Origin of the sequence: Actinomadura sp. NPDC048394, from assembly GCF_040651755.1 — a bacterium.
Lineage (GTDB): Bacteria > Actinomycetota > Actinomycetes > Streptosporangiales > Streptosporangiaceae > Spirillospora > Spirillospora montaniterrae.
Map to the genome: position 1 here is coordinate 53,584 of NZ_JBEZJL010000032.1, position 25,327 is coordinate 78,910.

The 25,327-nt window shown below is 73.5% G+C and carries 21 protein-coding genes and 1 pseudogene; 7 read left to right on the top strand and 15 right to left on the bottom strand.

From position 1 onward, the window contains the following. Window positions 1-151: 151 nt before the first annotated feature. Genes AB0C78_RS23940 through AB0C78_RS23950 form a run of 3 tightly spaced genes read right to left on the bottom strand, consistent with a single transcriptional unit; the run spans window position 152 to window position 3,644 of the window. Entirely contained in the window at window positions 152-889 is a 738-nt protein-coding gene (locus AB0C78_RS23940) for a neutral zinc metallopeptidase (protein WP_360751451.1), read from the bottom strand. Window positions 890-939: 50 nt separating this feature from the next. Continuing rightward, window positions 940-1,644 carry a 3-keto-5-aminohexanoate cleavage protein gene (locus tag AB0C78_RS23945; RefSeq protein ID WP_360751454.1) on the bottom strand — a complete coding sequence of 235 codons (705 nt, stop codon included), beginning with the start codon at window positions 1,642-1,644 and terminating at the stop codon, window positions 940-942. A gap of 23 nt (window positions 1,645-1,667) precedes the next feature. Next, window positions 1,668-3,644 carry a hypothetical protein gene (locus AB0C78_RS23950; protein ID WP_360751457.1) on the bottom strand — a complete coding sequence of 659 codons (1,977 nt, stop codon included), beginning with the start codon at window positions 3,642-3,644 and terminating at the stop codon, window positions 1,668-1,670. 263 nt (window positions 3,645-3,907) lie between these two features. Between AB0C78_RS23950 and AB0C78_RS23955 the strand changes: the two genes are divergently transcribed. Together AB0C78_RS23955 and AB0C78_RS23960 are read left to right on the top strand one after the other, a co-directional pair. Then, window positions 3,908-4,870: a 2-oxoglutarate and iron-dependent oxygenase domain-containing protein gene (locus AB0C78_RS23955; protein WP_360751458.1), complete on the top strand. Its 963-nt coding sequence runs from the start codon at window positions 3,908-3,910 to the stop codon at window positions 4,868-4,870. Between the two features lie 20 nt (window positions 4,871-4,890). Beyond that, on the top strand, window positions 4,891-6,333 hold the full coding sequence (locus tag AB0C78_RS23960; protein WP_360751461.1) for a cytosine permease: 1,443 nt from the start codon (window positions 4,891-4,893) through the stop codon (window positions 6,331-6,333). Here the strand turns inward: AB0C78_RS23960 and AB0C78_RS23965 are convergent. From AB0C78_RS23965 to AB0C78_RS23985, 5 genes are all read right to left on the bottom strand, one after another. Beyond that, window positions 6,288-7,595 carry an adenylosuccinate synthetase gene (locus tag AB0C78_RS23965; protein ID WP_360751464.1) on the bottom strand — a complete coding sequence of 436 codons (1,308 nt, stop codon included), beginning with the start codon at window positions 7,593-7,595 and terminating at the stop codon, window positions 6,288-6,290. The genes AB0C78_RS23960 and AB0C78_RS23965 overlap by 46 nt on opposite strands. 13 nt (window positions 7,596-7,608) lie before the next feature. Next, the gene (locus tag AB0C78_RS23970; RefSeq protein WP_360751467.1) at window positions 7,609-8,580 is read right to left on the bottom strand and encodes a hypothetical protein; all 972 of its coding nucleotides are present in this window, start codon (window positions 8,578-8,580) and stop codon (window positions 7,609-7,611) included. Between the two features lie 12 nt (window positions 8,581-8,592). Continuing rightward, the gene (locus AB0C78_RS23975) at window positions 8,593-9,639 is read right to left on the bottom strand and encodes a molecular chaperone DnaJ (protein WP_360751470.1); all 1,047 of its coding nucleotides are present in this window, start codon (window positions 9,637-9,639) and stop codon (window positions 8,593-8,595) included. 7 nt (window positions 9,640-9,646) lie between these two features. Beyond that, the gene (locus AB0C78_RS23980) at window positions 9,647-10,471 is read right to left on the bottom strand and encodes an NUDIX hydrolase (RefSeq protein ID WP_360751472.1); all 825 of its coding nucleotides are present in this window, start codon (window positions 10,469-10,471) and stop codon (window positions 9,647-9,649) included. A 160-nt stretch (window positions 10,472-10,631) separates the two neighbouring features. Next, window positions 10,632-12,674 (bottom strand): amino acid permease, encoded by a 2,043-nt coding sequence (locus tag AB0C78_RS23985; protein WP_360751474.1) that lies wholly within the window; start codon window positions 12,672-12,674, stop codon window positions 10,632-10,634. A gap of 395 nt (window positions 12,675-13,069) precedes the next feature. On the opposite strand from AB0C78_RS23985, the gene ggt reads away from it, so the two are divergent. The 3 genes from ggt (at window position 13,070) to AB0C78_RS24000 (ending at window position 16,427) form a co-directional block, all read left to right on the top strand. After that, a complete protein-coding gene (ggt, locus tag AB0C78_RS23990) occupies window positions 13,070-14,947 on the top strand; it encodes a gamma-glutamyltransferase (protein WP_360751477.1) in 1,878 nt (625 codons plus the stop codon). A gap of 74 nt (window positions 14,948-15,021) precedes the next feature. Next, window positions 15,022-15,381, top strand: a complete 360-nt coding sequence (gene cutA, locus AB0C78_RS23995) for a divalent-cation tolerance protein CutA (protein ID WP_151546635.1) — start codon at window positions 15,022-15,024, stop codon at window positions 15,379-15,381. Window positions 15,382-15,527: 146 nt separating this feature from the next. Next, window positions 15,528-16,427 carry an oxygenase MpaB family protein gene (locus AB0C78_RS24000; protein WP_360751480.1) on the top strand — a complete coding sequence of 300 codons (900 nt, stop codon included), beginning with the start codon at window positions 15,528-15,530 and terminating at the stop codon, window positions 16,425-16,427. A 43-nt stretch (window positions 16,428-16,470) separates the two neighbouring features. Here AB0C78_RS24000 and AB0C78_RS24005 read toward each other — a convergent pair whose 3' ends face one another. Continuing rightward, window positions 16,471-18,027: a DHA2 family efflux MFS transporter permease subunit gene (locus AB0C78_RS24005; RefSeq protein WP_360751482.1), complete on the bottom strand. Its 1,557-nt coding sequence runs from the start codon at window positions 18,025-18,027 to the stop codon at window positions 16,471-16,473. 115 nt (window positions 18,028-18,142) lie between these two features. On the opposite strand from AB0C78_RS24005, the gene AB0C78_RS24010 reads away from it, so the two are divergent. Beyond that, window positions 18,143-18,730: a MarR family winged helix-turn-helix transcriptional regulator gene (locus tag AB0C78_RS24010; protein WP_360751484.1), complete on the top strand. Its 588-nt coding sequence runs from the start codon at window positions 18,143-18,145 to the stop codon at window positions 18,728-18,730. Here AB0C78_RS24010 and AB0C78_RS24015 read toward each other — a convergent pair. From AB0C78_RS24015 to AB0C78_RS24040, 6 genes are all read right to left on the bottom strand, one after another. Continuing rightward, window positions 18,714-19,013, bottom strand: a complete 300-nt coding sequence (locus AB0C78_RS24015; RefSeq protein WP_151546637.1) for a metal-sensitive transcriptional regulator — start codon at window positions 19,011-19,013, stop codon at window positions 18,714-18,716. The two genes, AB0C78_RS24010 and AB0C78_RS24015, sit on opposite strands and share 17 nt — an antisense overlap. 76 nt (window positions 19,014-19,089) lie before the next feature. Further along, the gene (locus tag AB0C78_RS24020) at window positions 19,090-19,689 is read right to left on the bottom strand and encodes a histidine phosphatase family protein (protein WP_360751487.1); all 600 of its coding nucleotides are present in this window, start codon (window positions 19,687-19,689) and stop codon (window positions 19,090-19,092) included. Between the two features lie 35 nt (window positions 19,690-19,724). Then, window positions 19,725-20,840, bottom strand: coding sequence for an alanine dehydrogenase (gene ald, locus AB0C78_RS24025; protein WP_360751489.1), 1,116 nt, complete (start codon window positions 20,838-20,840; stop codon window positions 19,725-19,727). Between the two features lie 157 nt (window positions 20,841-20,997). Continuing rightward, window positions 20,998-21,807, bottom strand: a complete 810-nt coding sequence (locus AB0C78_RS24030) for an SAM-dependent methyltransferase (protein ID WP_360751492.1) — start codon at window positions 21,805-21,807, stop codon at window positions 20,998-21,000. Between the two features lie 123 nt (window positions 21,808-21,930). Next, the gene (locus AB0C78_RS24035; protein ID WP_360751495.1) at window positions 21,931-23,100 is read right to left on the bottom strand and encodes a glycerate kinase; all 1,170 of its coding nucleotides are present in this window, start codon (window positions 23,098-23,100) and stop codon (window positions 21,931-21,933) included. A 135-nt stretch (window positions 23,101-23,235) separates the two neighbouring features. Beyond that, window positions 23,236-24,681 (bottom strand): NCS2 family permease, encoded by a 1,446-nt coding sequence (locus tag AB0C78_RS24040; protein ID WP_360751497.1) that lies wholly within the window; start codon window positions 24,679-24,681, stop codon window positions 23,236-23,238. Window positions 24,682-24,992: 311 nt separating this feature from the next. Here AB0C78_RS24040 and AB0C78_RS24045 point away from each other — a divergent pair. Continuing rightward, window positions 24,993-25,301, top strand: a pseudogene (locus AB0C78_RS24045) (helix-turn-helix domain-containing protein); the annotation flags it as partial. Window positions 25,302-25,327 lie beyond the last annotated feature (26 nt).

Below are 25,327 nucleotides of genomic sequence, written 5' to 3' on the forward strand. Positions count from 1 at the left end.
GCCGGTCCCGTGACTCAAAAGCATCGCGCGGGCACGCATGGTTGCCAAGCCGTTGCATCGGATCGGCATGTTCCTGTTCGTTCCGATGGCCCGCCGGACGGGCGCGGGTGCGGCCAGGTGGAACGGGTGCGATCAGGTGAGGCGGGGGCGGTCAGGTGAAGCAGGCGGGGACGCCGCGGGCGCCGCCCCGGGAGAAGGCCTGCAGCCGCTGGGAGGCGGTGCCGTGGTCGCCGGGCCTGGTCCAGGGGGTCCGGTCGCCGATGACCTGGAACGAGTCGACGATCTCGCGGGTGTCGCCGGTCTCGAAGGCGAGGTCGCCGTCGGCGGCGGATCCGTAGAGGACGGCGCCGGCGAGGCAGTCGGCCTGGAGTTCGGCGGCGGCGGAGACGAGGCGGCGCTGGAGGCGGTTCTGGACGGCGTGGCCCCATTCGTGGGCGACGACGAGGTACACCCAGGCGTCGCCGTGCGCGTAGCCGGACCGCATGAGGTGCGCGTCCCAGGCGAGGAAGTCGCCGGCGGGGCAGTATTCGGCGTTGTCGCGTTCGAGGGGTTCGCCGCCGCAGGTGGGCGTGGCGGCGGGGTCGGAGCCGTCGTAGAGGCCGACGACGCGCGGGGACCGGTAGGCGCCGGTGAAGAACCGCGTCCAGTGCCGGCGCCAGAAGCGGTCGGTGATCGCGGTGGCGGTGCGGAGGTCGCCTTCGAACCCGGCCTCGTCGAACCGGCGGGGCGTCGCGGGGGCGTGCGGTGAGGCGGTGGGGGAGCCGGTGGCCCGGGGGCTCTGCGCGGGACGTGCGGGGGCGGCCGTCCGGGCGGCGGCGGTGTACTCGCAGGCGCCGGTGAGCGTCATCGCGGCGGCGAGGGCCGCTGCGGCGATGGGGCGTCGGTTCATGCTGGGGGATACGCACGCGCGCCCCCCGGCGGTCGGGCCGGATCCGGCCGTTATGCCTGGAGCAGCATCCCGGCGGTCTGGACGAGGGCGGTGTTGTCGGCCGCGGCGGTGCCGTCGGGGAGGGTGAGGACGTCTTCGAGGCCGACGCGGACGTCGAGGTTGAAGCGGACGGCGAGCCGGAGGACGGGCCAGGCGCCGCCGTCCTCGCCGTGCAGCAGGACGGGCCGCCCGTGGCCGGTGCCGAGGGCGTGCAGGAGATCCTTCGCGGTGCCGGTCGCGGTCTCCGGGCCGGTGTCGGTGACCTCGGCGAGGACGCGCAGCACCTCGCGGGCGCGCGGCCAGCGCAGGAAGCGCGCGGCGGCCTCGGTGCCGGAGAAGATCCCGGCCTCGACGCCGACGCCGCGGTCGAGGAGGGCCGCGGCGACGTCCTCGGCGCCGTCCTCGTGGAAGTTGACCGACGCGTGGTCGGGCAGGACGGTCCAGGACCGGATCAGCGCGGCGCGTTCGGCGGGGTCGGGCGCGGTCCAGGCGCCGGTGGTGACGCCGACGGGCACGCCCGGCGCGGCCTCGCGGACGGCTTCGAGGGCGGCGGCGACGTGGCCGGGGTCCATCGTGTCGGCGCCGGCGGCGTCGCGGGGGTGCAGGTGGACGTCCTGCGCGCCGACGTCCACCGCCGCGCGGACGACCGCCGCGAGCTCGTCCGGCGTGACCGGGACGCCCTGCGCCCGGCTCCCGTTCGGACAGACCTGGAGCATGCTCCGATTCTCTCAGTAGCCGGTCAGGGCGTTATCACGCAGGGGCCGCCGTCGCAGACGTCGACGGTCTGCCCGGTGGTCAGGAAGATCGCCTTCTGCCTGCGTGCGTCGGCGTTACTGCGCGGGTCGGAGTGCGGGTCGCGGCCCTCGGTGGGCGGGGTGTTCGTGGTCGGCGGCGCGGGGGAGCCGCTGTCCCAGACGACCATCGCGGAGCCGCCGGTGGACGCGCCGAACGTCGGGATGTTCCAGTACGGGACGACGTCGAGGCTGCGTCCGGGCCGGACGGTCGGGGCGTGGATCCGGGCGCCGATGGTGCGGGCCTCGACCTCGGCGGCGACGGTCGCGACCTGGTGGTCGCCGAACGCGACGTGCATCAGCACCTGGTGCTTCGGGGTGCCCGGGTACGGGTGGTCGGTCATGTGCCAGGCGTACCCGTCGGCCTCGCCGCGGTCCCACAGCATCTGGATCAGCGCGAGGCCGATCTGCTGGTCGAGCTTGTCCGGGTAGAACAGGTCGAGGACCTTGGCGTACTGGGGGAAGTCGGCGCTGCGGTTGAGCAGCGTGCTGTAGTTCATGGCGGGGACGCCGAGGACGGAGCGGTGCAGGTCGGGGGAGACCGCGGTGAGCGCGCCGCCCATGATCCCGCCCTGGCTGTTGCCGTCGTAGGTGAGCGGTGCGCCCGGCGCGATCAGCGGCTTGCCGGAGTCGTCCTGGAACGCCTTGTTCGCCGCGAAGCCGCGGGTCATCGCGCGGCCGAGGAACACGAAGTTCAGCATGCTCTGCTGGAGCCGGTCGGCGACGGTGCGGAACCGGCTGATGTCGGCGAGCGCGGAGACGACGTTCGGGACGTCCTCCTCGGACATGCCGATCCATCTCGTCGCGCAGAACGCGAAGTCGTGCTCGGCGGCCATCGCCTTGACGTTCCCGGCGTCGACCTCGCCCTCGCTGCCGAGCAGCCCGTGCCCGTAGAGGGCGGGGTTCGCGGGCTTGCCGAACGCGGCCTTCGGGATCTCGCACTGGAACGGAACGGCCTGGTTGTTTCCCGGCAGCTGGGACGGGAGGCCGTCCTTGCCGTAGTGGAACGCGGACCCGGGGAGCCCGCCGTACTGGTCGAGGTAGCTCGGCGCCCACACGACGCCCTTCACCTCGCGGGCGATCTTGTCGTCGACGTTGTTCGTCACCTGCGTGACCAGGAACGACGGCGACCGGTTGCCGAGCTTGCGGAGCGCGTCGTCGCGGATGTGCAGCATCGGCCCGGCGATGCTGCGCGCGCTGGCGACGGTGAAGTCCCAGGCCAAGTACAGGCCGTCCCGGCCCACGCCGCGCTTGGCGAGGTCCGCGAGCACCTTCTTCTCGGCCTTCTGCCGGACGGAGAGCGGGTCGGTGGACGGCAGCGCCGGGCCGAGGATCTTGGCGAACGCGGCGTTCGGCTCGATGAGGTTCCCGGACGCGTCGCGCAGGTTCCGCAGCGCGACCGCGTAGTGGTGGCCCTCGAGGAGGTTCTTCGCGGGGTGGACGATCAGCGCCTTGCGGTCGTCGGGCGCGTTGGCGTCGAGCTCGGCCCAGTACGGCCGGCGCTGCCCGGTCGCGGTGTCGACGATGACGATCGGCGCGTCCGGCTTGAGCGACGCGCCGATGTCGGTGACGGGGGCGGCGCCGGTGCGCGCGAGGTCGACGCCCGGGACGCGGCTGAGCAGCTCGGACCCGGGGGAGAAGCCGTCGGCGCGGTTCCACTCGTCCGGCGAGACGGGCAGGCCGAGCGCGTTCTTCAGCGTCGTGCGCATGTCGATCCGCAGGCCGGTGGCGGTGCGCGGGTCGGGCTTGGTGTACCAGTTGCTCGGGAACGGCAGCAGGCAGGACGCCGGGTCGATCGGGTCGCAGCCGTCGCCGGCGGGCGCGGCCGGGGCGGGGGCGGCGGACGCCGGCGTCACGGCGAGCAGGGCCGCGGACAGGACCAGAGCGGCGCCCGCCGAGAGGGCGCGCAGGGACAGGACACGCATCGTCCACCTCCGGGGAAGATCCGCGGCGTTCGGGGAGATCTTGGTCTCACCGCGGCCCGGGGTCAATGGGCGTCCGATGTCGGCCATCCGGAGGCCGTCCGGCGGCTCTCGGGAGGCTCTCGGGAGGGCATCCGCCACCGCGTGTTCCGGCCAGGTTAAATCTCGTGAAGTGACGGTTTCATGTCCGTTTCGGGGGGTGATCCGGTCTTGATCGCAAGCGATAGTGAGCGCAGCGCCGCACCCCACCGGGAAAGGAACGTTCCATGAAAGCCGTCCCGATCATCGACCTCGACCCCTGGTTCCACGGCGGCGAGCGCGACCGCGCCGCCGTCGCCGCGCGGGTCGACGCCGCGCTGAGCGAGATCGGCTTCCTAGTGGTCACCGGGCACGGGGTGCCCGCCGCCGACCGGGACGCCATCCGCGCCGCGGCGAAGCGGTTCTTCGCGCTGCCGGAGGAGGCCAAGCGGCGGTACGCGGCGACCGTGGGGGAGCGCGGCTGGCTGCCGCCCGGCGTCGAGGCCAACGGGTACGCCGAGGGCACCGCGACGCCCCCGGACCTGAAGGAGACGTTCGCGGTCGGCGCGGACCGCCCGATCGGCGACCCGCTCTTCGACGCCGAGTGGTTCCTGCCGAACGTGTGGCCGGGCGAGGTGCCGGAGCTGGAGGCGCTGCTGACCCGCTACCTGGCCCGGATGAAGCGGCTGTCGGACGACCTGCTCGCGCTGTGCGCGGTCGCGCTCGGCCTGCCGTCGGGCTTCTTCACCGCGCACGCCCTTCACCCGTCCTTCACGCTGAACATCAACCGGTACCCGCCGCTGTCGCAGCTCGGGGAGCCGGAGCCCGGCCAGTTCCGGATCGGCCCGCACACCGACTTCGGCACCGTCACGGTCCTGGACCGCCAGGACGGGGTCGGCGGCCTGCAGGTGCACTCCGAGGAGGCCGGCTGGGTGGACGCCCCGTGGGTCGAGGACTCCTTCACCATCAACGTCGGCGACCTGCTCGCCCACTGGACCGGCGGCCGCTGGAAGTCCAACCGGCACCGCGTCCTGCCGCCGGACCCGAGCGCCCCGGACGAGGAGCTCGTGTCGCTGATCTTCTTCTACGAGTGCGACCCGGACGCCCGCGTCGAGCCGCTCGCCCCGCCCGTCGGCCGCACCGCCGGCGGCGCGGCCGTGCGCGCGCACGACTTCCTCCTCGAACGCCTCGACGCCATCACCCTCGCCTGAGCACGCGGAAAGGTCCCCCCATGACGGAAACAAAGGAAGGCGCGCCCGCGGGCGTGGTCGTCCGCGAGGGCGACTACGGCGCCCGGGTCGCCGCCGTCGAGCCGGGCGGCGTCGGCTTCATCCCCCTCGACCAGCGGCACGGCCGGCCGCTCAACCTGCTGTGGACCTGGACGTCGCCGAACCTGGAGTTCGCGACGGTGTTCCTCGGCGTGCTCGCGGTCGCCGCGTTCGGGCTGACGTTCTGGCAGGCCACCGCCGCGATCGTGGCGGGCACGCTGCTCGGCTCGGCGACGCACGCGGTCCTGTCGGCGCGCGGCCCCCGCTACGGGGTGCCGGAGATGGTGCTCGGCCGGGTGCCGTTCGGGCACCGCGGCAACATGCTGCCGTCCGCGATCAACTCGGTGGCGGGCGGCGTCGGCTGGTTCGCGGTGAACAGCGTCAGCGGGTCGCTGGCGCTCAACACCCTCACCGGGATGCCGAAGCCGCTGTGCCTGGCGATCGTCGTCGCGCTGCAGGCGGGCGTCGCGTTCTTCGGGCACAACCTCGTGCACGCCTACGAGCGGTACGCGTTCCCGGTCCTGGCGGTGGTGTTCGGCATCGCGTCCCTGATCATCCTGGCGAAGGCGGACTTCGGCGAGCCCGCGCCGGAGGGCGCCGGCGCGGGCGGGATCGGCGCGTTCCTCATCGTCGTCGGCGCGAGCTTCGGCTACGCGGCGGGCTGGAACCCCTACGCCGCCGACTACACCCGCTACCTGCCGGCGACGACGAGCCCGCGCGCGGCGGGCCTGTGGGCGGGGCTCGGCGTCTTCGCCGGATGCACCGTCCTGCAGATCGTCGGCGCGGCGTCGGCGACGCTCGGCGGCAAGGCGCTCGCCGACCCGACCGGCGCGTTCACCGGGCACCTGCCCTCGCTCGTCGCGAACCTCACCCTGCTGGTCATCGCGATCGGCGCGGTCGGCGCCAACGCGATCAACATCTACTCCGGGTCGATGTCGTTCGTCGCGACGGGGATCCGGCTGCCGCTGCCGGTGCGGCTGCAGCGCGCGCTGGTCGCCGGGGCGTTCGGCGCGGTCGGGCTCGTCGTCGCCTACTTCGGCCTGGACGACGCCGGCCACGACTACGAGGCGTTCCTGCTGGTCATCGCGTACTGGATCGGGCCCTGGCTGGGCGTGGTGCTGGCCGACCTGGTGCTGCGGCGCGGGGTCTGGTCGGCGCGGGCCGCGGACGCGCGGGTGGACGCGATGGTGTTCGACGTCCGGCGCCGCAGCTGGGCCGGGCCCGCGGCGATGGCGGCCGCCGTGGTGGTGTCGGTCTGGCTGTTCTCCAACCAGGAGAAGTACGTCGGGATCGTGCCGAGCCACCACCCGTCGTTCGGCGACATCACGTTCGCGGTCGGGTTCGTCCTCGCGGCGGTGCTCTACGCGGTCCTGCGCAAGGTGCCCGGGTTCCGCGAGAACGGCTGACCGGTGGCGCGCTTGTCCGACGCCGCGGGGCCGTGCGAGGTCAGCACGACCGGGGCGCCGAGCGCGTCCTCGATCGTCTCGACCGGACGGCGGCCCAGCGGCGCGTAGACCGGCCGCGCCGACGCCAGTCGGCGGGTGAGGGCGGCCTGGCGGTCCAGGTCGCCCCCACCTTTCGGCAGCCGGTCCACCCGCCCGTCCGGCGTCGCGTAGGCATAGCAGACGCGCAGGTCGGGACGCGCCCCCGCGACGTCCAGATGCGTGACCGCCAGGCCGTCCACGCCGCCGGCGACCTCCAGCGCGTACCGGAGCGCGACGGCGTCGAGGTGGCCGGCGCGGAACGCGCCCTGCCAGGGGCCCGTGCCGTTGTGCGGTTCGGGGAGCGCGGCGGTCAGCGCCGCGTCCTCGGTGACGAACGGCCCCGGGCCGTGGCGCGTCGCGTACGTCCGCAGGACGCCGAGCCGCGCCGCCGCCCCCGCGCCCCCCGCCTCGCCCGCGCCGCCCGCCTCGTCCAGCAGCGTCTCCGCGTTGGCGAACGTGGTGGTCGACCAGGTCGTGTACGGGTGGAAGCCGTGCCACTCGTCGAGCAGCACGCCTTGCGCGCCCTCGAACACCACGTCGCCCGACCGGAGCAGGCGGTGCAGGTGGCCGCCGTCGACGATCCGCACCCGCCCGGCGAACGCGGTGAACGCGTCCGCGCAGGCGGCGACGTCCGGGACGTCCTCGCCGGACGGGAACATCGTCCGGTACCAGTCGTGCAGGGCGCCGAGCCGGCGCCGCAGCCGCGCGGGGGACAGGCAGTCGCCCGCGCGCGGCGCGTCGTCGTGCGCGAGGGCGTACGACGCGGTCTCGCCGATGCCCATCCCGCACGACCCGTGCCGGGCCGCGCCGCGCGCCCGCTCGCGCGCGCGGTTGGCGGCCCGGTGGTACGGCGTGGTGAGCAGCGCGTCCCGGTCGACGGTGAGCCGGTCCAGCGCGTCGGTCACGCCGAGCCGCCGCAGGTGGTCGGCCTCGGCGGCGAGCGCGAGCGGGTCGACCAGCATGAACCGCGACAGGTGCGTCCGGACGCCCGGCACGAACGTCCCCGAGCCGAACTGGGCGAACGTGTGGTGCCGCCCGTCGTCGGCCACGACGTTGTGCGCCGCCTGCGCGCCGCCGTTGAACCGGACGACCGCCGTCACCGGGGACGTGCGGCAGAGGTGGTCGACGACCGTGCCCTTGCCCGCGTCCCCGAACCCGAGGTCGACGACGATGACGTGCCCCATCGCGGTGCCCGCCTCAGAGCCGCGTCGTGGCGGACGGCCCGGCGGCGTCCAGGCCGGGCGGCGTCGCCGACACCGCGACCGGCGCGCGCGACGCGTCCAGCCGGGCCAGCGCCCGCGACACCGACGCGCCCGCGTCCGAGCCGGCCTCGGCCAGGTGGTCCAGGCCCTCGTCCAGGTCGATGGCGTCCTCGGCGAGCCCGACGGTCAGCGCGATCGTCTCGCACACCGCGTCGAGGTCGTCGAGGTGGAGGACGTGCTGGCCGAGCAGCCCCTGCCAGAAGTCCTTCAGCTCGCGGCTGCCGGAGTGGTAGGCGCCCTCGGGGATGATGAAGTACACCTCGTACATCCGCTGCAGCTCGCGCAGGACGTCCTCGATCGGCAGGTCGCGCTCCAGGTCGTCGCCGATGACCTTGGCGACCTCGCGCCGCTTGATCTTCGGGTACGCCAGCTCGTCGCCGATCATGAACAGGTAGCCGCGCTTCCCGCGCTTGTCGAAGCAGTCGATCGAGGTGTGCCGCGCCATGAAGTACATGGCCAGCTCGTAGGACTCGCGCATCTGGCCGCCGCCCCCGCCCTCCAGCAGGATCTTGCCGAGGTCGTCGTCCATCCGGTTGTCGGCCTCGAACTGGCCGATCTGCAGCGGCGCCCGGTCGCAGGTCGCGTCGCCGACCGCGCCGAACAGGATGTGCGGGTCGGCGGCGTAGCCCTTGCGCAGCAGCAGCCCGAGCAGGTCGGGCAGCTTGGTCTGCAGGGTGCGCGGCACGCCGCCCATCGAGCCGGTCACGTCGAACAGCACGCCGATCGCCAGCGACTCGGGGTGGTCGTCGGAGTCGCGGCTCTCCCGGACCTTCACGCCCTTCGGGTCGAGGTCGGGGTGGACGGTGGTGGCGCCGCCGTCGCTGTAGGCGAACGCGCTGGCGCCGGTCGACGCGCGGTAGCTCGCGCGCGCGGCGTAGACGTCGGTGGACCAGTTTCCGCTTCCCATGGGTGGTCTCCTTCAGTGGGTGACGGGCAGGTGGAAGGGGCGGAAGCGCCGCGGGCCGTAGAGCCGTTCGAGCAGCTCGTCGAGCTCGCCCAGCAGCCGCCAGGCGTCGCGGGGGCGGCGGTTCTGCGCGGTCAGCAGGCAGCCGCGCGCGAACCCGCGCAGCGCCTTGGGCGCCTGGTCGCCCATCAGGTCGGTCATGCACCGGGTGGCCATGTAGAGGTCGGTGGCCTCGCTGGCGGGACGCCGCGCCGGCACCTCCGGCGGGTACCAGTCGCGGTACCGCTCCACCAGGGCGGGGACGCGGCCGGTCGCGTCGGCGTAGGAGTAGCAGCCGGGGACGGAGTAGCACCAGTCGACCAGGACGAGCCCGTGCTCCTCCGGGTGGATCATGACGTGGTCGGGCAGCACCGCGCCGTGCAGGACGCCCGCGCGGTGCGCGAACCCGAGCCCGACCAGCAGGCGCCGCCACATCCACGCGGCGTCGCGCGGGTCGACGCCGCCGGGGTAGGCGGCCTTGACCTCGGCCAGCGTGCGGAAGCCGTCGAGCGCGGCGACCGCGTTGGCCTGACGCTGCGTCCCCGTCGCGGCGTCCTTGTGGCGGAACGACTCGACGAGGTACGGCACGTACGGCAGGAACCGCCCGTCGCCGTCCTTGGGGAGCTGGCGCAGCGCGACGGCCTCGCGTTCGAGCAGGTCGCCGTCGCGGGGGTCGCGCGGCATCTTCAGCAGCACCTCGCCCGGCCGGGTGTCCGTCCCGGCCCGGTACAGCTCGGCGAGGTCGCCGGAGACGGGGTCGCCCGCGATGCGGTAGGAGTGCCGGCGGGTCGTGACGACGGTCGGGTCGGACCGGTTGTAGGTCCGCCACAGCGCGTTCAGCCGGACGAACGCGTCGCGGGTGCGGCCGCCGGTCGCGTCCGGGTGGACGAGCCGGACGAGCCGCCGGTAGCGCCGCGCCGCCTCGGCGGCGTCGTCGCCGAACAGGTCGGCAGGGACGCGGACCCGGTCGAGCCGGGCCAGCGCCTCGTCGAGGTCCCGGGTCGTCCCGCTGTGCCTGGTCATAGGGGCATCACCTGATCTCTTCCTCGCGGCTGGGGCGCAGCAGTGCGGGGTGCAGGAGGCGGGCGTCGCCCGCGCGGTAGAGGCGGGGCCGGGGGCCGCCGCGCCGGCCGCCCTTGTCGGACGTCGCGCCGGTGCTCTCGACGAAGCCGGGCACCGACAGCACTTTCCGGTGGAAGTTGCCGGCGTGCAGCTCCTCGCCCCAGACCGCCTCGTAGACGGCGCGCAGTTCGGGGATGGTGAACTCGGCACCGCAGAACGCCGTGGCGAGCGGGGTGTACTCGAGCTTGTCGCGGGCCCGCTCCAGGCCGTCGGTGAGGATCCGCGCGTGGTCGAACGCGAGCCGCCGGGTGGTGCCGGGCCGCTGGTCGCCGGACTCGGTCAGGCCGAGCGCGTCCACCGGGACCCAGGCCGCGTCGGCGGCGTCGCCGCCCGCCTCGGGGTCGGGGAGCTCGGGCGCGAACGCCAGGTAGGCGACCGAGATGACGCGCATGCGCGGGTCGCGGCCGGGGGTGCCGTAGGTGCCGAGCTGCTCCAGGTGGACGCGCCCGAGCGCGCCGTCCTTCCCGCTGAGGCCGGTCTCCTCGGCCAGCTCGCGGACGGCGGCGTCCGGCAGGTCCTCGGCCTCGCGCCGGCCGCCCGCGTGGACGAACCCGCCGGGCAGCGCCCACATCCCCTCGTACGGCGCGCCGCCGCGGCGGACGAGCAGGACGTGCAGCGCGCCGTCCCGGATGGTGAGGGCGACGACGTCCACGGTCACGGCGACGGGGTCGTAGGCGCGCGGGTCGTAGCTCGCGAGGAACGCGCTCTCGTCGCGCATCGGTTCCGGGGACATCCGGGCCCCTCCATGGTCTCGGACTGAGTAAGTCTCAGGTTGAGTTCATCTCGATATGAGAAGAACATAACCCGGAGTGCGGCGCTCTGTCCACCCGTTTCTCCGCGCATGCGCAGAGCGCCGCCTCCCACCTGGGGAGACGGCGCTCTGCGGGTGATCGTCAGCGGCGGTGGCGCCCGCCCGGGTACGGCGGCTCCTCGCGCTCGTCCTCGTAGGGCTCCTGGACGTAGGGCTCCTGGACGTACGGGTCCCGCGTGTGGGGGCCGGTGCCGTACCGTCCGCCCTCGTACGGGTTGGAGCCGAACTGCTCGGCGGAGTACCGCCCGGTCGGATGCGGACCGGACGCGAACGGGTTCGGCACTCCCGGATCGAGCGCGTACGGATCGGCCGACGGTTCCGCCGCGTCGTCCCGCGCGTACCGCCCCTGCCCAGGGCCGCCCTGCGCGCGCGCCTCCCGCTCGTAGGGGGCGCGCTCGTACGGTTCACGGTCGTACGGGCCGCTCGGCCGGCGTCCCACCGAGTACCGGCCCGTCGGATAGGGGCTCTCCGGCGCGGGGACGTTCGGCCGCGGCCCCGCCCCGTACGGGCCGGGCGGCGGCGCCGGGAACCCGCCGCCCTGCCCGGGCCCCGCGAAGGACCCATCGAAGGGCGCCACGCCGGGCGGCGGCGCCTGCGTCCGCGCGGCGGCCGGGCGCTCGGGCGGCGGCGCGTCCAGCAGCAGCTTCATCTGGCTCTTGCGGCGGCCGTACACCAGGTAGATCACGATGCCGACGGCCATCCAGACGGCGAAGTACCCCCACGTCTGCACCTTGAGGTTCAGCATCAGCCAGCCGGTCGCGAGGATCGTGGCGGCGGCGGTGACCGGCGCGGCCGGGACGCGGAACGGGCGGTGCAGGTCGGGGCGGTCGCGGCGCAGCGCGAGCACGGCCGCCGAGACGAACAGGAACGCGAACAGCGTCCCGATCACGACCATCTGCTCGAGCGTGAGCACGTTGATGGTCTGCGACATCACGACCGCCGCGCCGCCCGCGACCAGCGTCGCCCGCGACGGCACCCGGTACCGGCTCATCCCGGCGATCGGGCGGGGCAGCAGGCCGTCCCGGGACATGGAGAACACCACCCGGGTCAGGCTGATCAGCACCACCAGGATCACGGTGGTCAGCGCCAGCACCGCCCCGACGTCGATGATCTTGCCCATGGAGTCCGCGCCGACGAGGCCGAACGCGGTCGCCAGCAGCGGCTTGGCGGGGTCGAGCCGGTCGGTGGAGACCATGCCGACCATCGCGACCGCGACCGCGACGTACAGCACGACGGCGATCGCCAGGCTGGTCAGCATGCCGCGCGGCACCTTGCGGGGCGCGTCGTCGGTCTCCTCGGACGCGGTCGCGATCAGGTCGAAGCCGATGTAGGCGAACGCGATCGCGGGCGCGGCGGCGAAGACCCCCCAGATCCCGAACACCTCCGGCTTGCTGCCGGTGACCGCGCCGAGCACCGCGTCCAGCACGGTGGTGGCGCCGTCGGGCGCGGGCCGCGCGGGCGGCACGAACGGGGTGAGGTTGCCGGCGTGGAAGAACTTCAGCCCGGTCGCGACGACCAGCCCGATCACGATCAGCTTGGCCATCACCATGAACCACAGGCTGCGCAGGCTCATCCGGCTGCCGGTGGCCAGCATGGTGATCAGCAGCACCAGGATGCCGAACGCGAACAGGTCGAAGCCCTTCTCCTGCCCGATGATCCCGGCGAGCCAGGACGGCACGGGCACGGCGAAGTCGGCGAGCGCCTGCGTGGCGTACAGCGACCAGGCGCGCGCGACGACCGACGCGGCGAGCAGCAGCTCCAGCACCAGCGCCCAGCCGACCACCCACGCCCAGATCTCGCCGAACGCGACGTAGCTGAAGGAGTAGGCGCTGCCCGCCACCGGGACGATCGACGACAGCTCCGCGTAGGACAGCGCGGCGAGCAGGCAGACGCCGCCGGCGATCAGGAAGGAAATGATCACCGACGGGCCGGCGGTGGTCGCGGCCTGCTCTCCGGAGATCTTGAAAATGCCGGAGCCGATCATCACGCCGAGCCCGAGGACGATCAGGTCCCGGGTCCGGTACACCACCCGGAGCCGGTGCCGGCCGCCGTACAGCCGGCCGGTCGCCTGCTCCACCGGCAGCCTGCGGAACATGTTGTTGCGCATGCGGACGTCCCAGGTCATAGGTATCCCCCCTGGCCCGAACCCGCGCCGCTGTTCGCGAGAGACGGTGTGGTCGAAGTCCCTAAGAATTCACCAGGTATGACCATAATCGCAACGTTTTCCAGCGGATTGCTGTCGAGCGTCTGTTGTCGGATGCTGCCAAACCCCGGTCCGCCAGTATGGCGGAAGGAGCCGCAGGTGAGAGGCGGATGCCGAGTCCGTTTCTAGTGGACCGTTCCCACCAAATGCCGCCATTTCGAAGGAAAGCGCTTTCGATCGATGGCCTCCCGGCGAGCGGGGTCTCGCGGCGGCGGCCGGGCGCGGCCGGGGGAACGGCCGGGGTCGGCCGGTGCGGACGGTGGCGATCGGTGAAGATCGGTGACACCGTAGGGACGCCGCGTCCCACAGGAGGTTCGGTGTCCCGCCCAGCACAGCGCCCCTCGCCCTCGAAGGCCCTCCGCCGCACCGCGTTCGCCGCCGCCCTCGCCGTCACCGCCGCGCTCGCCGTCCCCGCGGCCGCCTCGGCGGCCCCGCCCGCGCCGGCCGCGCCGCCCGGGCAGCGCCCGCCGGCCAAGCAGCCCGTCGCCACCGGCTACGGCGGCGCCGTCTCCACCGTCGACCCGGACGCGAGCCGCGCCGCCCTGGAGATCCTCAAGCGGGGCGGCAACGCGATGGACGCCGCCGTCGCGGCGGGCGCGACCCTCGGCGTCACCGAGCCGTACGTTTCGGCTATCGGCGGCGGCGGATACATGACGTACTACAGCGCCAAGGACCGCAAGGTGTACGCGCTGGACGGCCGCGAGTTCGGCCCGGCGTCGATGAAGGAGGACTACTTCATCGACCCGGCGACCGGCAAGCCGCTCTCCTTCGCCGACGCCGTCACCAGCGGGCTCAGCGTCGGCGTGCCCGGCACCCTCGCCCAGTGGGACCTGGCGCTGCACCGGTTCGGCACCCGCAAGCTGGGCGCGCTGCTGCAACCGGCCATCAGGACCGCCGAGCACGGGTTCGTGGTCGACCAGGAGTTCTACGACCAGACCGCGACGAACGAGGCCCGCTTCCGCGACATCGTTCCGACCCGCGAGCTGTTCCTGCCCGGCGGGAAGCTCCCCGCGGTGGGATCGGTGTTCAGGAACCCCGACCTCGCGAACACCTACAAGCAGCTCGCGAAGCACGGCATCGGCTGGCTCTACGACGGGGAACTGGGCAAGGAGATCGTCCAGACCGTGACCAAGCCGCCGGTCGACCCGAAGGCGACCCGCGTCGTCCGCCCCGGCGTCCTGAAGACCAGTGACCTGGCGGCCTACAAGGCGCTGTCCAAGCAGCCGACGCACGTCTCCTACCGCGGGTACGACGTGTACGGCGAGCCGCCGTCGTCGTCCGGCGGCTCGACGGTCGGCGAGGCCCTCAACATCCTCGGCAACTTCCGCCTCGACCCGCGCGACCCCGTCACCGCGCTGCACTACTACCTGGAGGCGTCGAAGCTCGCCTACGCCGACCGCGGCGCCTACGTCGGCGACCCCGCCAAGGTGAAGGTGCCGCTGGACGAGCTGCTGTCCCAGGGGTTCGCCCGCGAGCGCGCCTGCCTCATCAAGCCGGACCAGGCCGCCACCGCGCCCGTCTCGCCCGGCAGCCCGGACGGGCAGTACCAGCCGTGCGTCCCGCCCGGCACCCAGACCCGGGTGCTGGCCGCCGAGGGACCGCAGACGACGCACCTGGTCGTCGCGGACAAGTGGGGGAACGTCGCCTCCTACACCGTCACGATCGAGCAGTTCGGCGGCAGCGCCCTCACCGTCCCCGGACGCGGGTTCCTGCTCAACAACGAGCTGACGGACTTCTCGTTCACGCCGTCCGCGCCGGGCGGCCTCCCCGACCCGAACCTGCCCGGCCCGCACAAGCGGCCGCGCAGCAGCATCGCGCCGACGATCGTGCTCAAGGACGGCCGGCCGAAGCTGGCGCTCGGCACCCCCGGTGGGTCGACCATCATCACGACCGTGCTGCAGATCCTGGTGAACCGGCTCGACCTCGGCATGGACCTGCCCACCGCGCTGGCCGCCCCGCGCGCCACCCAGCGCAACACCCCGCAGGTCTTCGCCGAGCAGGCGTTCATCGACGAGTACGGCAAGGCGCTCGCGGCGCGCGGACACCGGCTGGAGGTGTTCCCCGGCCCGCCCGCGGGCGTGATCGGCGCGGCGACCGGGCTGGAGTTCCTGCGGCCCGGGCTCGTCCAGGCGGTCGCCGAGCCGGTCCGGCGCGGCGGCGGCAGCGCCCTCGTCGTGCGCCCCGCCGGCCCGTGACGAGCACGCCGGTCCGTGACGAGTGCGCCCGCCCGTGACGAGTGCGGGCCGGGCGAGCGGGAAGTAGTGGGGGCATGGCGCAGTCTTACGTGCAGGTGACGACCACCACCGACGCCCGGTCCGAGGCGGCCGGGCTGGCCCGGTCGGCGGTCGCCGAGCGGCTCGCCGCGTGCGCCCAGCTCGTCGGCCCGATCGCGAGCACCTACTGGTGGGAGGGCGAGATCGAGAACGCCGAGGAGTGGATGGTGGTGTTCAAGACCACCGCCGACCGCTTCGACGAGCTCGCCACCCTGATCACCGACCTGCACTCCTACGACACCCCGGAGATCATCGCGACGCCGGTGGTGGCGGGCAGCCTGGACTACCTCGCCTGGGTCGCCGAGCAGACCGAGCCGGGCGAGCGCGACGAGGCGGTGGACGAGCCGGAGGACTGAGCGCCGCCCCGACCGCGCCCTGAACCGTGTCTCGGTCCGTGTCTCGGACCGCGCCGCGGCCGTGTGACGCACGCCATAGCCGGGTAAGTCTTCATTTACCGGGGCCGGCGTGGTTTCCTCGGCCGCGGAGAGGAAGGCGGGGCGACGTGCGCGAGCAGTTCGAGGTCCGGGAGGGCGGCGCCGGGGACGGCGAGGACCGGCGCGAGGACACGGGCCTGTTCGGCCCGGGCTCGGTGACCTGGCGGGTGATGGGCGAGCCGGTGCTCATCGTCGGCGGGATCCGGGCGCTGCTGCTGCAGGCGCTGCACCCCCGGACGATGTGGGGCACGGCGCAGAACTCCGAGCTGATGAACCCCGACGCCGCGTGGGCGCGGCTCGGCCGGACCGTCGAGTTCGTCCGCGTGCGCACCTACGGGACGCACGACGAGGTCGAGCGGGTGGGCCGCCGCGTCCGCAAGCTGCACTCCAAGCTCACCGGCCTCGACCTGCGCACCGGCGAGACGTTCCCGGTGGACGACCCCGAGAACCTGCTCTGGGTGCACATGGGCGAGGTCGACTCCTACCTCGACGTGGCGCGCCGCGCCGGCGTGCCGCTGACCGCCGCCGACGCCGACGCGTTCGTGGACGAGCAGCGCTGCGCCGCCGAGGTCGTCGGCCTCGACCCGGCGGACGTGCCCGGCTCGGTCGCCGAGATGAAGGACTACTACGCGGACATGCGGCGGCGGATCTTCGCGTGCCGGGAGGCCCGCGAGGGCCTGAAGCGGATGTTCAGCCCGGCCGTCCCGCAGCACCTGATGCCGCTGAAGCTGGCGGCGCCGGGCGTCGCGATGCTGGTCGTGTCGACGCTGCCGCGCTGGGCCCGCCGGATGTACGGGCTGCCGGGCCTGCCGACGTCCGACCTGGCCGCGACGCTGGCGCTCAAGGGCCTGTACCGGACGACCCACGTCGTCCCGGAGCGGTTCCGGTACTCGCCGGACGCCCAGCGGGCCAGGCGCCTCACGCGCGCGCACGAGGCGGACCTGGCCACCTGGTCGATGGCTTCCTGAGACGGCGGTCCCAGGACGATTTCCGGGGAAGCCGTGGGGCCGGTCAGGCCATCGGCGGGGGAGCGTCGCCTGCCGTGGCGTCCGCTCTGTCGTCCTTGCCGTGCTTGGGCAGCAGCAGCGCCGGGACGATCAGCACCGCGGTGAGGACCATCGACACCCAGAACGTCGTGCCGAACGCGTCCGCGAGCTTCGGCGCGACCTGTTCGCGGATCCGGTCGGGGATCTCGCCCACCCCGGCGGCGCCGCCGTTGCCGCCCGCCTGCGGCAGCCGCGAGCTGATCTGGCGAGACAGGATCACGGCGAGCAGCGCCACCCCGACCGAGCCGCCGAGCTGGACGAGGATGTTCAGCGTGCTGCTCGCCCGCGACGCCGCCGAGCGGGCCAGCGTGGTCAGCGCGGCCGACATCGTCGGCATCATGGTGCAGCCGAGGCCGAGGCCCCGGACGTACAGCGCGGCGCCGAGGAACCAGTAGGAGGTGTTCGCGCCGACCAGCGCGAACGGGATCGTCCCGACCACCAGCAGCACGATGCCGAACGGCACGATCCGGCCGGCGCCGAGCTTGTCGGTGATGACGCCGGAGAACGGCATCGCGGTGGCGGCGCCGAGGCCCTGCGGGGCCAGCAGTAGCCCGGCCGCGAGCGCGCCCTCGCCGCGGGCGGTCTGGTAGTAGAGCGGGATCAGCAGCATCGAGCCCATCAGCGCGATGCCGACGAGGAACACCGCGACGGACGCGGTCGCGAACGTCCGGTCGGTGAACAGCCGCACGTCGATCAGCGAGCGCTCCCGCCGCTGCAGGCTGTGCAGCACGAACAGCGCCACGAGGACGGCGCCGGCGACCAGCCACGCGATCGTGGAGGTGCTCCCGAAACCGCCGTTGCTGTTGGCGGTGGACAGCCCGTAGATCAGCAGCGCGAACCCCGGCGGCAGCAGGAACAGCCCGCGCAGGTCGAGCGCGGTGGAGCCGCCCCCGCCCTGCCCCTCCTGCTCGTGCGGCACCTTCCACCAGGCGAGGGCGAAGGCGAGCGCGCCGACCGGGAGGTTCACGAAGAAGATCCAGCGCCAGTCGACGTCCTCGACCAGCCAGCCGCCGATCACGGGGCCGAGCACGGGGCCGAGCAGCATCGGCACGCCGACGATGCTCATGATGCGGCCCATCCGCCGCGGTCCGGCGGCCATGGTGAGGATGGCCATGCCGGTCGGCATCAGCATGCCGCCGCCGAGGCCCTGCAGGACGCGGAAGATGATGAGCGACTGGATGTTCCACGACGCGCCGGACAGCACCGACCCGGCGACGAACAGCACGATCGACAGCATCCACACCCGGCGGCCGCCGAACCGGTCGACCGCCCAGCCGGTGATCGGGATCACCGTGCCGAGCGCGAGGGTGTAGCCGGTGATCGTCCACTGGATGGTGGACAGGCTCGCGTGGAAGTCCTTGCCGAGCGTCTGCAGGGCCACGTTGACGATGGTGGTGTCCAGGATCGCCATGACGGTCCCGGAGACGATCACCAGGCCGAGCAGGATGACCTGCGGATCCAGGCGCTCGGTCGCGGCGGACGCGCCCGGCGGCGCCAGGTCGGTGGGCGGGCTCTCGGCCATGGTCGGCCCCCTCGTGTGTGTTCCGGTTGCCCCGTGTCCCCGTTGTGAAATGCTTGAAACGCCTTGAAGTTCAACGTATTTACACTGCAGCACGGAATGTGTTGAACTTCAAGGTATGTCCGGGAAATCAGGCGCGGCCGTCACGGCCGGTGGCGCGCCGGACGGCGCGGCGGCCCGCGCCGGCACGGACAGCACCGGGGACACCGCCGTGGACACCGATCTGGAGACGATGGTCCAGATCATGGGCCGGATGTTCCGCGGCATGAAGGGCCGCAGGGCGCACGAGGAGGCCGAGGAGCTGATCGGGCTGGTCAAGGCCGCCGGCCTCGGCCCCCGCCACGTCCCCGTGCTGATCGGCCTGGTGCTGAACGGCCCCGTCCCGGTCGGCGTCCTCGCCCGGCACATGGCGCTCAGCCCCGCCACCGTCAGCCAGCTCGTCGGCGAGCTGCAGCGGGGCGGCTTCGTCGACCGGCGCCCCGACGAGCGGGACCGCCGCCGCATGATCGTCAGCCTGCACGAGGAGCGCCGCGCGCTCGTCGAGCGGTTCGCCTGGCGGCGCCTGCGGCCGCTCCGCATGACGCTGGAGGCGCTCGGCCCCGCCGAGCGCGAGCACTTCCTGCACGGCTGGCGGACGCTGGTGGAGATGATGGAGCGGGCCGGGAACGACGACCCGCTGTGCGGCGGGGTCAGCCGCGGCGCATGAGCCGCCCGACCGCCGCCATCAGCTCGGTCGACATCTCCTCGCCCTTGCCCTCCTGCGTCCCCTCCGCCACGCAGTGCCGGACGTGCCCGTCCAGCAGCCCGAGCGCGACCTTGTCCAGGGCCGCCTGGACGGCGCTGATCTGGGTGAGGATGTCGATGCAGTAGCGGTCGTCGGCCACCATGCGGTCGATGCCGCGGACCTGCCCCTCGATCCGGGCGAGCCGGGTCTGCAGCTGGTCCTTGGTGGCGGTGTACCCGCGGGTGGGGGTCTCGCTGGTCGCCATCTCCGTCCTCGCAATCACTCCGGGGCCGCGCGGGTCCCTGGGACGCCCCGCCGGGGGAGATCCCCCGAGGGGTATTTTATGCGGTCGGATCGGCCGGGACGTTCCACGAGGTGATCACCGGGTGGCCGTGTTCGGTCCCGAGCAGCGACAGCGTCCCGGTGGCGAGCGCGAAGGCCCGCCCGAGCGCGGGCTCCAGCCCGAGCCAGCGGGCGGTCAGCACCCGCAGCACGTGCCCGTGCGCCACGAGCGCCACGTCGCCGTCCGCCAGCAGCGGCCGCACCCGCGCGAGCACCGCGTCGGTCCGCTTCCCGACCTGCTCGACGGTCTCGCCGGGATGCTCGGCGTCGCCCGGGACCACGCCGTCGTTCCAGAGGTACCAGCCGGGCCGGTCCTTGCGGATGTCGGCCGTCGTGATCCCCTCGTAGCCGCCGTAGTCCCACTCCCACAGGTCGGGGTCGGTCTCGTCCACCGTCAGGCCGGCCAGCTCGGCGGTGCGGCGGGCCCGCTCCGCCGGGCTGGCCACCACGCGGACGATGCGCCGCGGCGCGAGCAGCGGGGGAAGCGCCCGCGCCTGCTCCTCGCCGCGCGCCGTCAGCGGCAGGTCGGTGCGCCCGGTGTGCCGCCGGTCCCGGCTCCACTCGGTCTCACCGTGCCGCAGCAAGATCAGCTCCCCCATGCGCCCCACCCTAATGCCCAGGGGGCACGCCGCCGCTAATCGAGGATCGAGGCGAGGGGGGTGTAGGGGAGGCCGTGGGCCTCGGCGACGTGGTCGTAGACGAGCTCGCCGGCGTGGGTGTTGAGGCCCTTGGCGAGGGCGGCGTTCTCGTGCAGCGCGCGGCGCCAGCCCTTGTCGGCGATCTGCACGGCGTAGGGGAGGGTGACGCCGGTCAGCGCGTACGTCGAGGTGTTGGGGACCGAGCCGGGCATGTTGGCGACGCAGTAGAACGTGGAGCCGTGCACCGTGTAGGTGGGGGCGTCGTGCGTGGTGGGCCGGGAGTCCTCGAAGCAGCCGCCCTGGTCGATGGCGATGTCGACCAGCACCGAGCCGGTCTTCATGCCGGCGACGAGGTCGTTGGAGATCAGCTTCGGTGCCTTGGCGCCGGGGATCAGCACCGCGCCGATCACCAGGTCGGCGGCGCGCGCCTCCTGCTCGACCAGGTAGGCGTTGGACACCAGCGTCCGCATCCGGCCCTGGTAGATCGCGTCGATGTGGCGGAGCCGGTCGACGTTGAGGTCCAGGACGGTGACGTCGGCGCCCATCCCGACGGCGATCTGCGCGGCGTTCAGCCCGGAGACGCCGCCGCCGATCACCACGACCTTCGCGGGGGCGACGCCGGGCACGCCGCCCGGCAGCACGCCGCGGCCGCCGTTGGAGGCCATCAGGTTGTACGCGCCGACCTGCGGGGCGAGCCGCCCGGCGACCTCCGACATGGGGGCCAGCAGCGGCAGCGACCGGTCCGGCAGCTGGACGGTCTCGTAGGCGATCGCGGTCACCCCGGCGGACAGCAGCGCGTCGGTGCACTCGCGGGACGCGGCGAGGTGCAGGTAGGTGAAGAGGGTCTGGCCGGCGCGCATCCGGTGGTACTCGGCGGCGACCGGCTCCTTGACCTTGAGGATCAGGTCGCCCTCGGCCCACACCTCGTCCGGGCCGTCGAGGATCTTGGCCCCCGCGGCGGTGTAGTCGTCGTCGGGGATGTGGGAGCCGAGGCCGGCGCCGCTCTCGACGAACACCTCGTGGCCGTGCCGGGTGAGCTCGTGCACGCCCGCCGGGGTGATGGCCACGCGGTACTCGTGGTTCTTGATCTCTTGCGGGACGCCGATCTTCACGGGGGCTCCTCCGTCAACGCTGACCAGGACGTACGCCGGGATGTACGCCTACAGCGTGCGGTGTGCGGAGCCCCCGGTGCCATGTGCAGGGTGAAAAGTCATCGCCCTTTTCGATGACAAGGTGTAAAGCATTCCAGGTCGGCGCCGGAGCCCCGGGTCAGGGCTTGCGGGCGACGCCCCCGTACATGAGCCGGTGCCCGACCGTCAGCTCGTTCGGCACGGGCCCGTCGGGGCGCCACAGCGGCAGCGGGACCACGCCCGGCTCCAGCAGTTCGAGGCCGGCGAACCAGCGCTCGATCTCCTCGGGCGTGCGGAACCGGCCGGTGCCGAGCAGCCCCTGGTACTGCACCTCGGCGTCGACCGCCTCCTGGCTGGACGCGCAGAAGCTCGTGATGAACAGGTGGCTGCCGGACGGCACCGCGTCCATCAGCGTGTCGACGACCCGCTGCGGCTTCTCGTCGTCGTGCAGGTGGTGCAGGATGCCGACGAGCAGCACCGCGACGGGCTCGCCGAAGTCGATGAGCCGCCGCACCTCCTCGTGGGCGAGGATCTCCTCCGGCTCGCGGACGTCCGCGGTGACGACGGTGGTGCGCTCGTTCTCGGCGAGCAGCGCCCGCCCGTGCGCCAGCACGATCGGGTCGTTGTCGACGTAGACGACGCGGGACTCCGCCGCGACGGACTGGGCGACCTGGTGGGTGTTCTGCACGGTCGGCAGCCCGGAGCCGAGGTCGAGGAACTGGCGCAGGCCCGCCTCGCCGGCGAGGTACCGCACGCCGCGGCCGAGGATCTGCCGGTTGTAGGCGGCCACGTCGTAGATCTCGGGGACGATCTTGACGATCTCGTCCACGAACGCGCGGTCGACCTCGAAGTTGTCCTTGCCGCGCAGGACCACGTCGTAAGTGCGCGCGATGCTCGGCTTGGTCACGTCGATGCCGAGTGATGCCCAGTCGTACTGCTCGTCCGCCATGTGCGCCCGCCTCGTGCCGCTGTGGAGTTTTGCCGGATGCCGCCGCCTCCACGATCTTAGACGCGGGTCCAGCCGTCCGTCCCGGAACTGTCGAACGTCTTTCGACGAAACGTGCCGGCCGGGTCAGTGGCGCGGGGGCGCGGGCAGCCACTCGTCGGCGATCGCGACCGTCAGCTGCTCCAGCAGCGGCCCCGCCCGGCGGACGCGGCGCTCGGCGTCCGGCTCGATGTCGTCCAGCGCGTACACCGCCTGGATCCGCGCCTTGCGCAGCCGCTCGCCGGTCAGCCCGCGGCGCCCGGCCACCGCGACCACGGGCGCCCCGGCGCGGGCCGCGGCGCGCGCGACGCCGATCGGCGCGGTGCCGCGCAGCGACCGGGTGTCCAGGGTGCCCTCGCCGGTGACGACCAGGTGCGCGCCGCGCGCCCGCCCGGCGAGGTCGAGCAGGTCCAGCATCAGCGCGGCGCCCGGCTCGATCGTCGCGCCGAGGAAGGCCAGCGCGGCGAACCCGACGCCGCCCGCCGCGCCCGCGCCCGGCAGGTCGCGGGCGGCCCGGCGGGACGCCGCCTCCGCCAGGTCGGCCCAGCGGCGCAGCCCCGCGTCCAGCACCCGGACCTCGTCGCGGGTGGCGCCGCGCGGCGGGCCGTCCACCGCGGCGGCGCCGCCGCGGCCGAGCAGCGGGCCCGCGGAGTCGCCCGCGACGACCACCTCGACGCCGGACAGGTCGGGCAGGGCGCGCAGGTCCAGCGCGTGCAGCGAGCGCAGCGCCGCGCCGCCGGGCGGCAGGTCCTTGCCGAGCGCGTCGAGCAGCCGCCCGCCGAGCCCCTGGACGAGCCCCGCGCCGCCGTCGGTGCAGGCGCCGCCGCCGAGCCCGAGCACGATCCGGCGGGCGCCGAGCCGCAGCGCGTGCGCCACCAGCTGCCCGGTGCCGAGGCTGGACGCGGTGAGCGGGCGCGGCTTGCCGCCCGGCAGCCGGCGCAGCCCGGACGCCTCGGCCAGCTCCACCAGCGCGGTGCGGTCGCGGACGGCCAGCCGCGCGGTCACCGGACGGCCGGTCGGCCCGCAGACCTCGACCTCCACACGGCCCCACCCGGCCGCGAAGGCCGCCTCGACGGTGCCGTCCCCGCCGTCGGCGACGGGCAGCTCGACGAGCGGGACGTCCGGTCGCGCGCGGCGCAGCCCGGCGGCGAGATGGCGGGCCACCTGCGCCGCGGTCAGCGTGCCGGGGAACCGTCCCGGCGCCAGCAGGACGTGGCCGTGGGCGGGAGGGTCGGGGGGACGGTCCGCGGACACCACAGCCACGCCTTTCACGCCGGGGGGTAAGGCCCTACCTTCTGCTTACGCCATGACGGCACTATTTGACACCCGGAACCGCGCCCGAGACTTTCAAATGGGCCGACATTCGCGTGAGAATCTCGCGGGCCCCCGCCGCTACTTCACCCCGAGCCACGTCTCGATCGGGTGGATCGCGAAGAACAGCAGGAACAGCACCACCACGGGCCACAGCCACACCGACACCTCGCGGACCTTGCCGCGGGCCAGCTTGATGATCGCGTAGGTGACCATCCCGCCGCCGATGCCGATCGTGATCGAGTAGGTGAACGGCATCAGCACGATGGTGAGGAACGCCGGGATCGCGATCTCCAGGTCGTCCCAGGTCACCTTGGCGACCTGCGTCATCATCAGCGCGCCGACCACCACCAGCGCGGGCGCGGCGGCCTGCGCGGGCACGACCGCGGCGAGCGGGGTGAGGAACAGGGTGAGCGCGAACAGCGCGCCGGTCGCGATGTTGGCCAGGCCGGTCCGGGCGCCCTCGCCGACGCCCGCCGCCGACTCCACGAACACGGTGTTGGCGGACGAGCTGGTGACGCCGCCGAGCGCGGCGGACAGGCCGTCCACCGACAGGATCCGGCCGAGCCGCGGCACCTCGCCCCGCTCGTTGGTGAGGCCGGCCTCGTCGCTGATGCCGAGGATGGTGCCCATCGCGTCGAAGAACCCGGACAGCACCAGGGTGAACAGGACCACGAGCGCCGTGATCACGCCCGCCCGGCCGAACCCGCCGAACAGGTCGACCTTCCCGAACAGCCCGAAGTCGGGCGCGGCGAACACCTTGTCCGGCAGGTCGGGCGTGACGACGCCCCAGCCGCCGTCCGGGACCGACGCGTACGACTGGATGACCACCGCGAGCACGGTGCCGGTGATGATGCTGATCAGGATCGCGCCGGGCACCCTGCGCACGTACAGCACGATCATCAGCAGCAGCGTGAGGCCGAACACCAGCGTCGGCCAGGTCTCCAGCCGCCCGCCGGTGCCGAGCGACAGCGGCGGGCTGGTCTTGCTCGAGGTGACGAACCCCGAGTCGTACAGCCCGACCAGCGCGATGAACGCGCCGATGCCGACCGCGATGGCGTGCTTGAGCGCCAGCGGGATCGAGTTCATGATCCGCTCGCGGACGCCGGTGAGCGCCAGCAGCACGATGATCACGCCCTCGATCACCACCAGGCCCATCGCCTGCGGCCAGGTCATCACCGGCGCCGCCTGGAAGGCCACCACCGCGTTGATGCCGAGGCCGGCGGCGAGGGCCAGCGGCGCGTTCCCGACCAGCCCCATGATCACCGTGGTGATCGCGGCGGACAGCGCGGTCATCGTGGTCAGCTGTGGGATCGACAGCGTCGCGCCGGTGACGTCCTTGGCCCCGCCGAGGATGATCGGGTTCAGCAGGATGATGTAGGCCATCGCGAAGAACGTGGTGACGCCGCCGCGCAGCTCGCGGGCCACCGTGGTCCGCCGCGCGGACAGGTCGAACAGCCGGTCCAGCGGCCCGCGCCCGCCGGCCGGCGGCGATGCGTCGGCCTTCGCCGTGTTGATCTTGGACATTCGCGCGTGCTCCGCCTTCACCAGCGTCGTTCCCGGAAAGTGCGAGCACAGGTTAGCCGCCGGGCGGCGCGCCGTCGTCCACCGGCACGGCCCGTCCGGCGGACGGCGCGGGGCCGGTGCCCGGCGGCGTTCCCGGCGCGCCTGCCGCATCCCGCCCGCCGGGCCGTGCCCGCCGGACCGGGGCGGCGGTGCCGGGATGTGATTCAGAACCAGCGCTGCGTGACGGGAACGGTCCGCTATAGCCTGCCATGGTGCGAATGCGAGACTCGGCGGACGCGCCGGCCCCCGATGCGTACGGGGACGCCTACGCGGACTCCTACGCGCTGCTGCTGGCCGCCGTCCCGGAGCGGACCCGCTGGTCGTTCCGGGAGCGGATGCTCGGCCCGCTGGAGGAGTACGACAGCAGCAGGCAGGCCGAGCTCCTGCACACCCTGGAGGTGTTCCTGTCCTGCTCGGGGTCGTGGAGCCGGAGCGCGACCCGGCTGCACGTCCATGTGAACACGCTTCGGTACCGAATCCGCCGAATCGAGGACCTCACCGGCCGGGATCTCGGCACACTTGAGGACCGAGTCGACTTCTTCCTCGCCCTGCGCGCGACGCGCCCGGCGAGCACCCTGTAGGCGACCACAAGGAAGAGCGGGGTCAC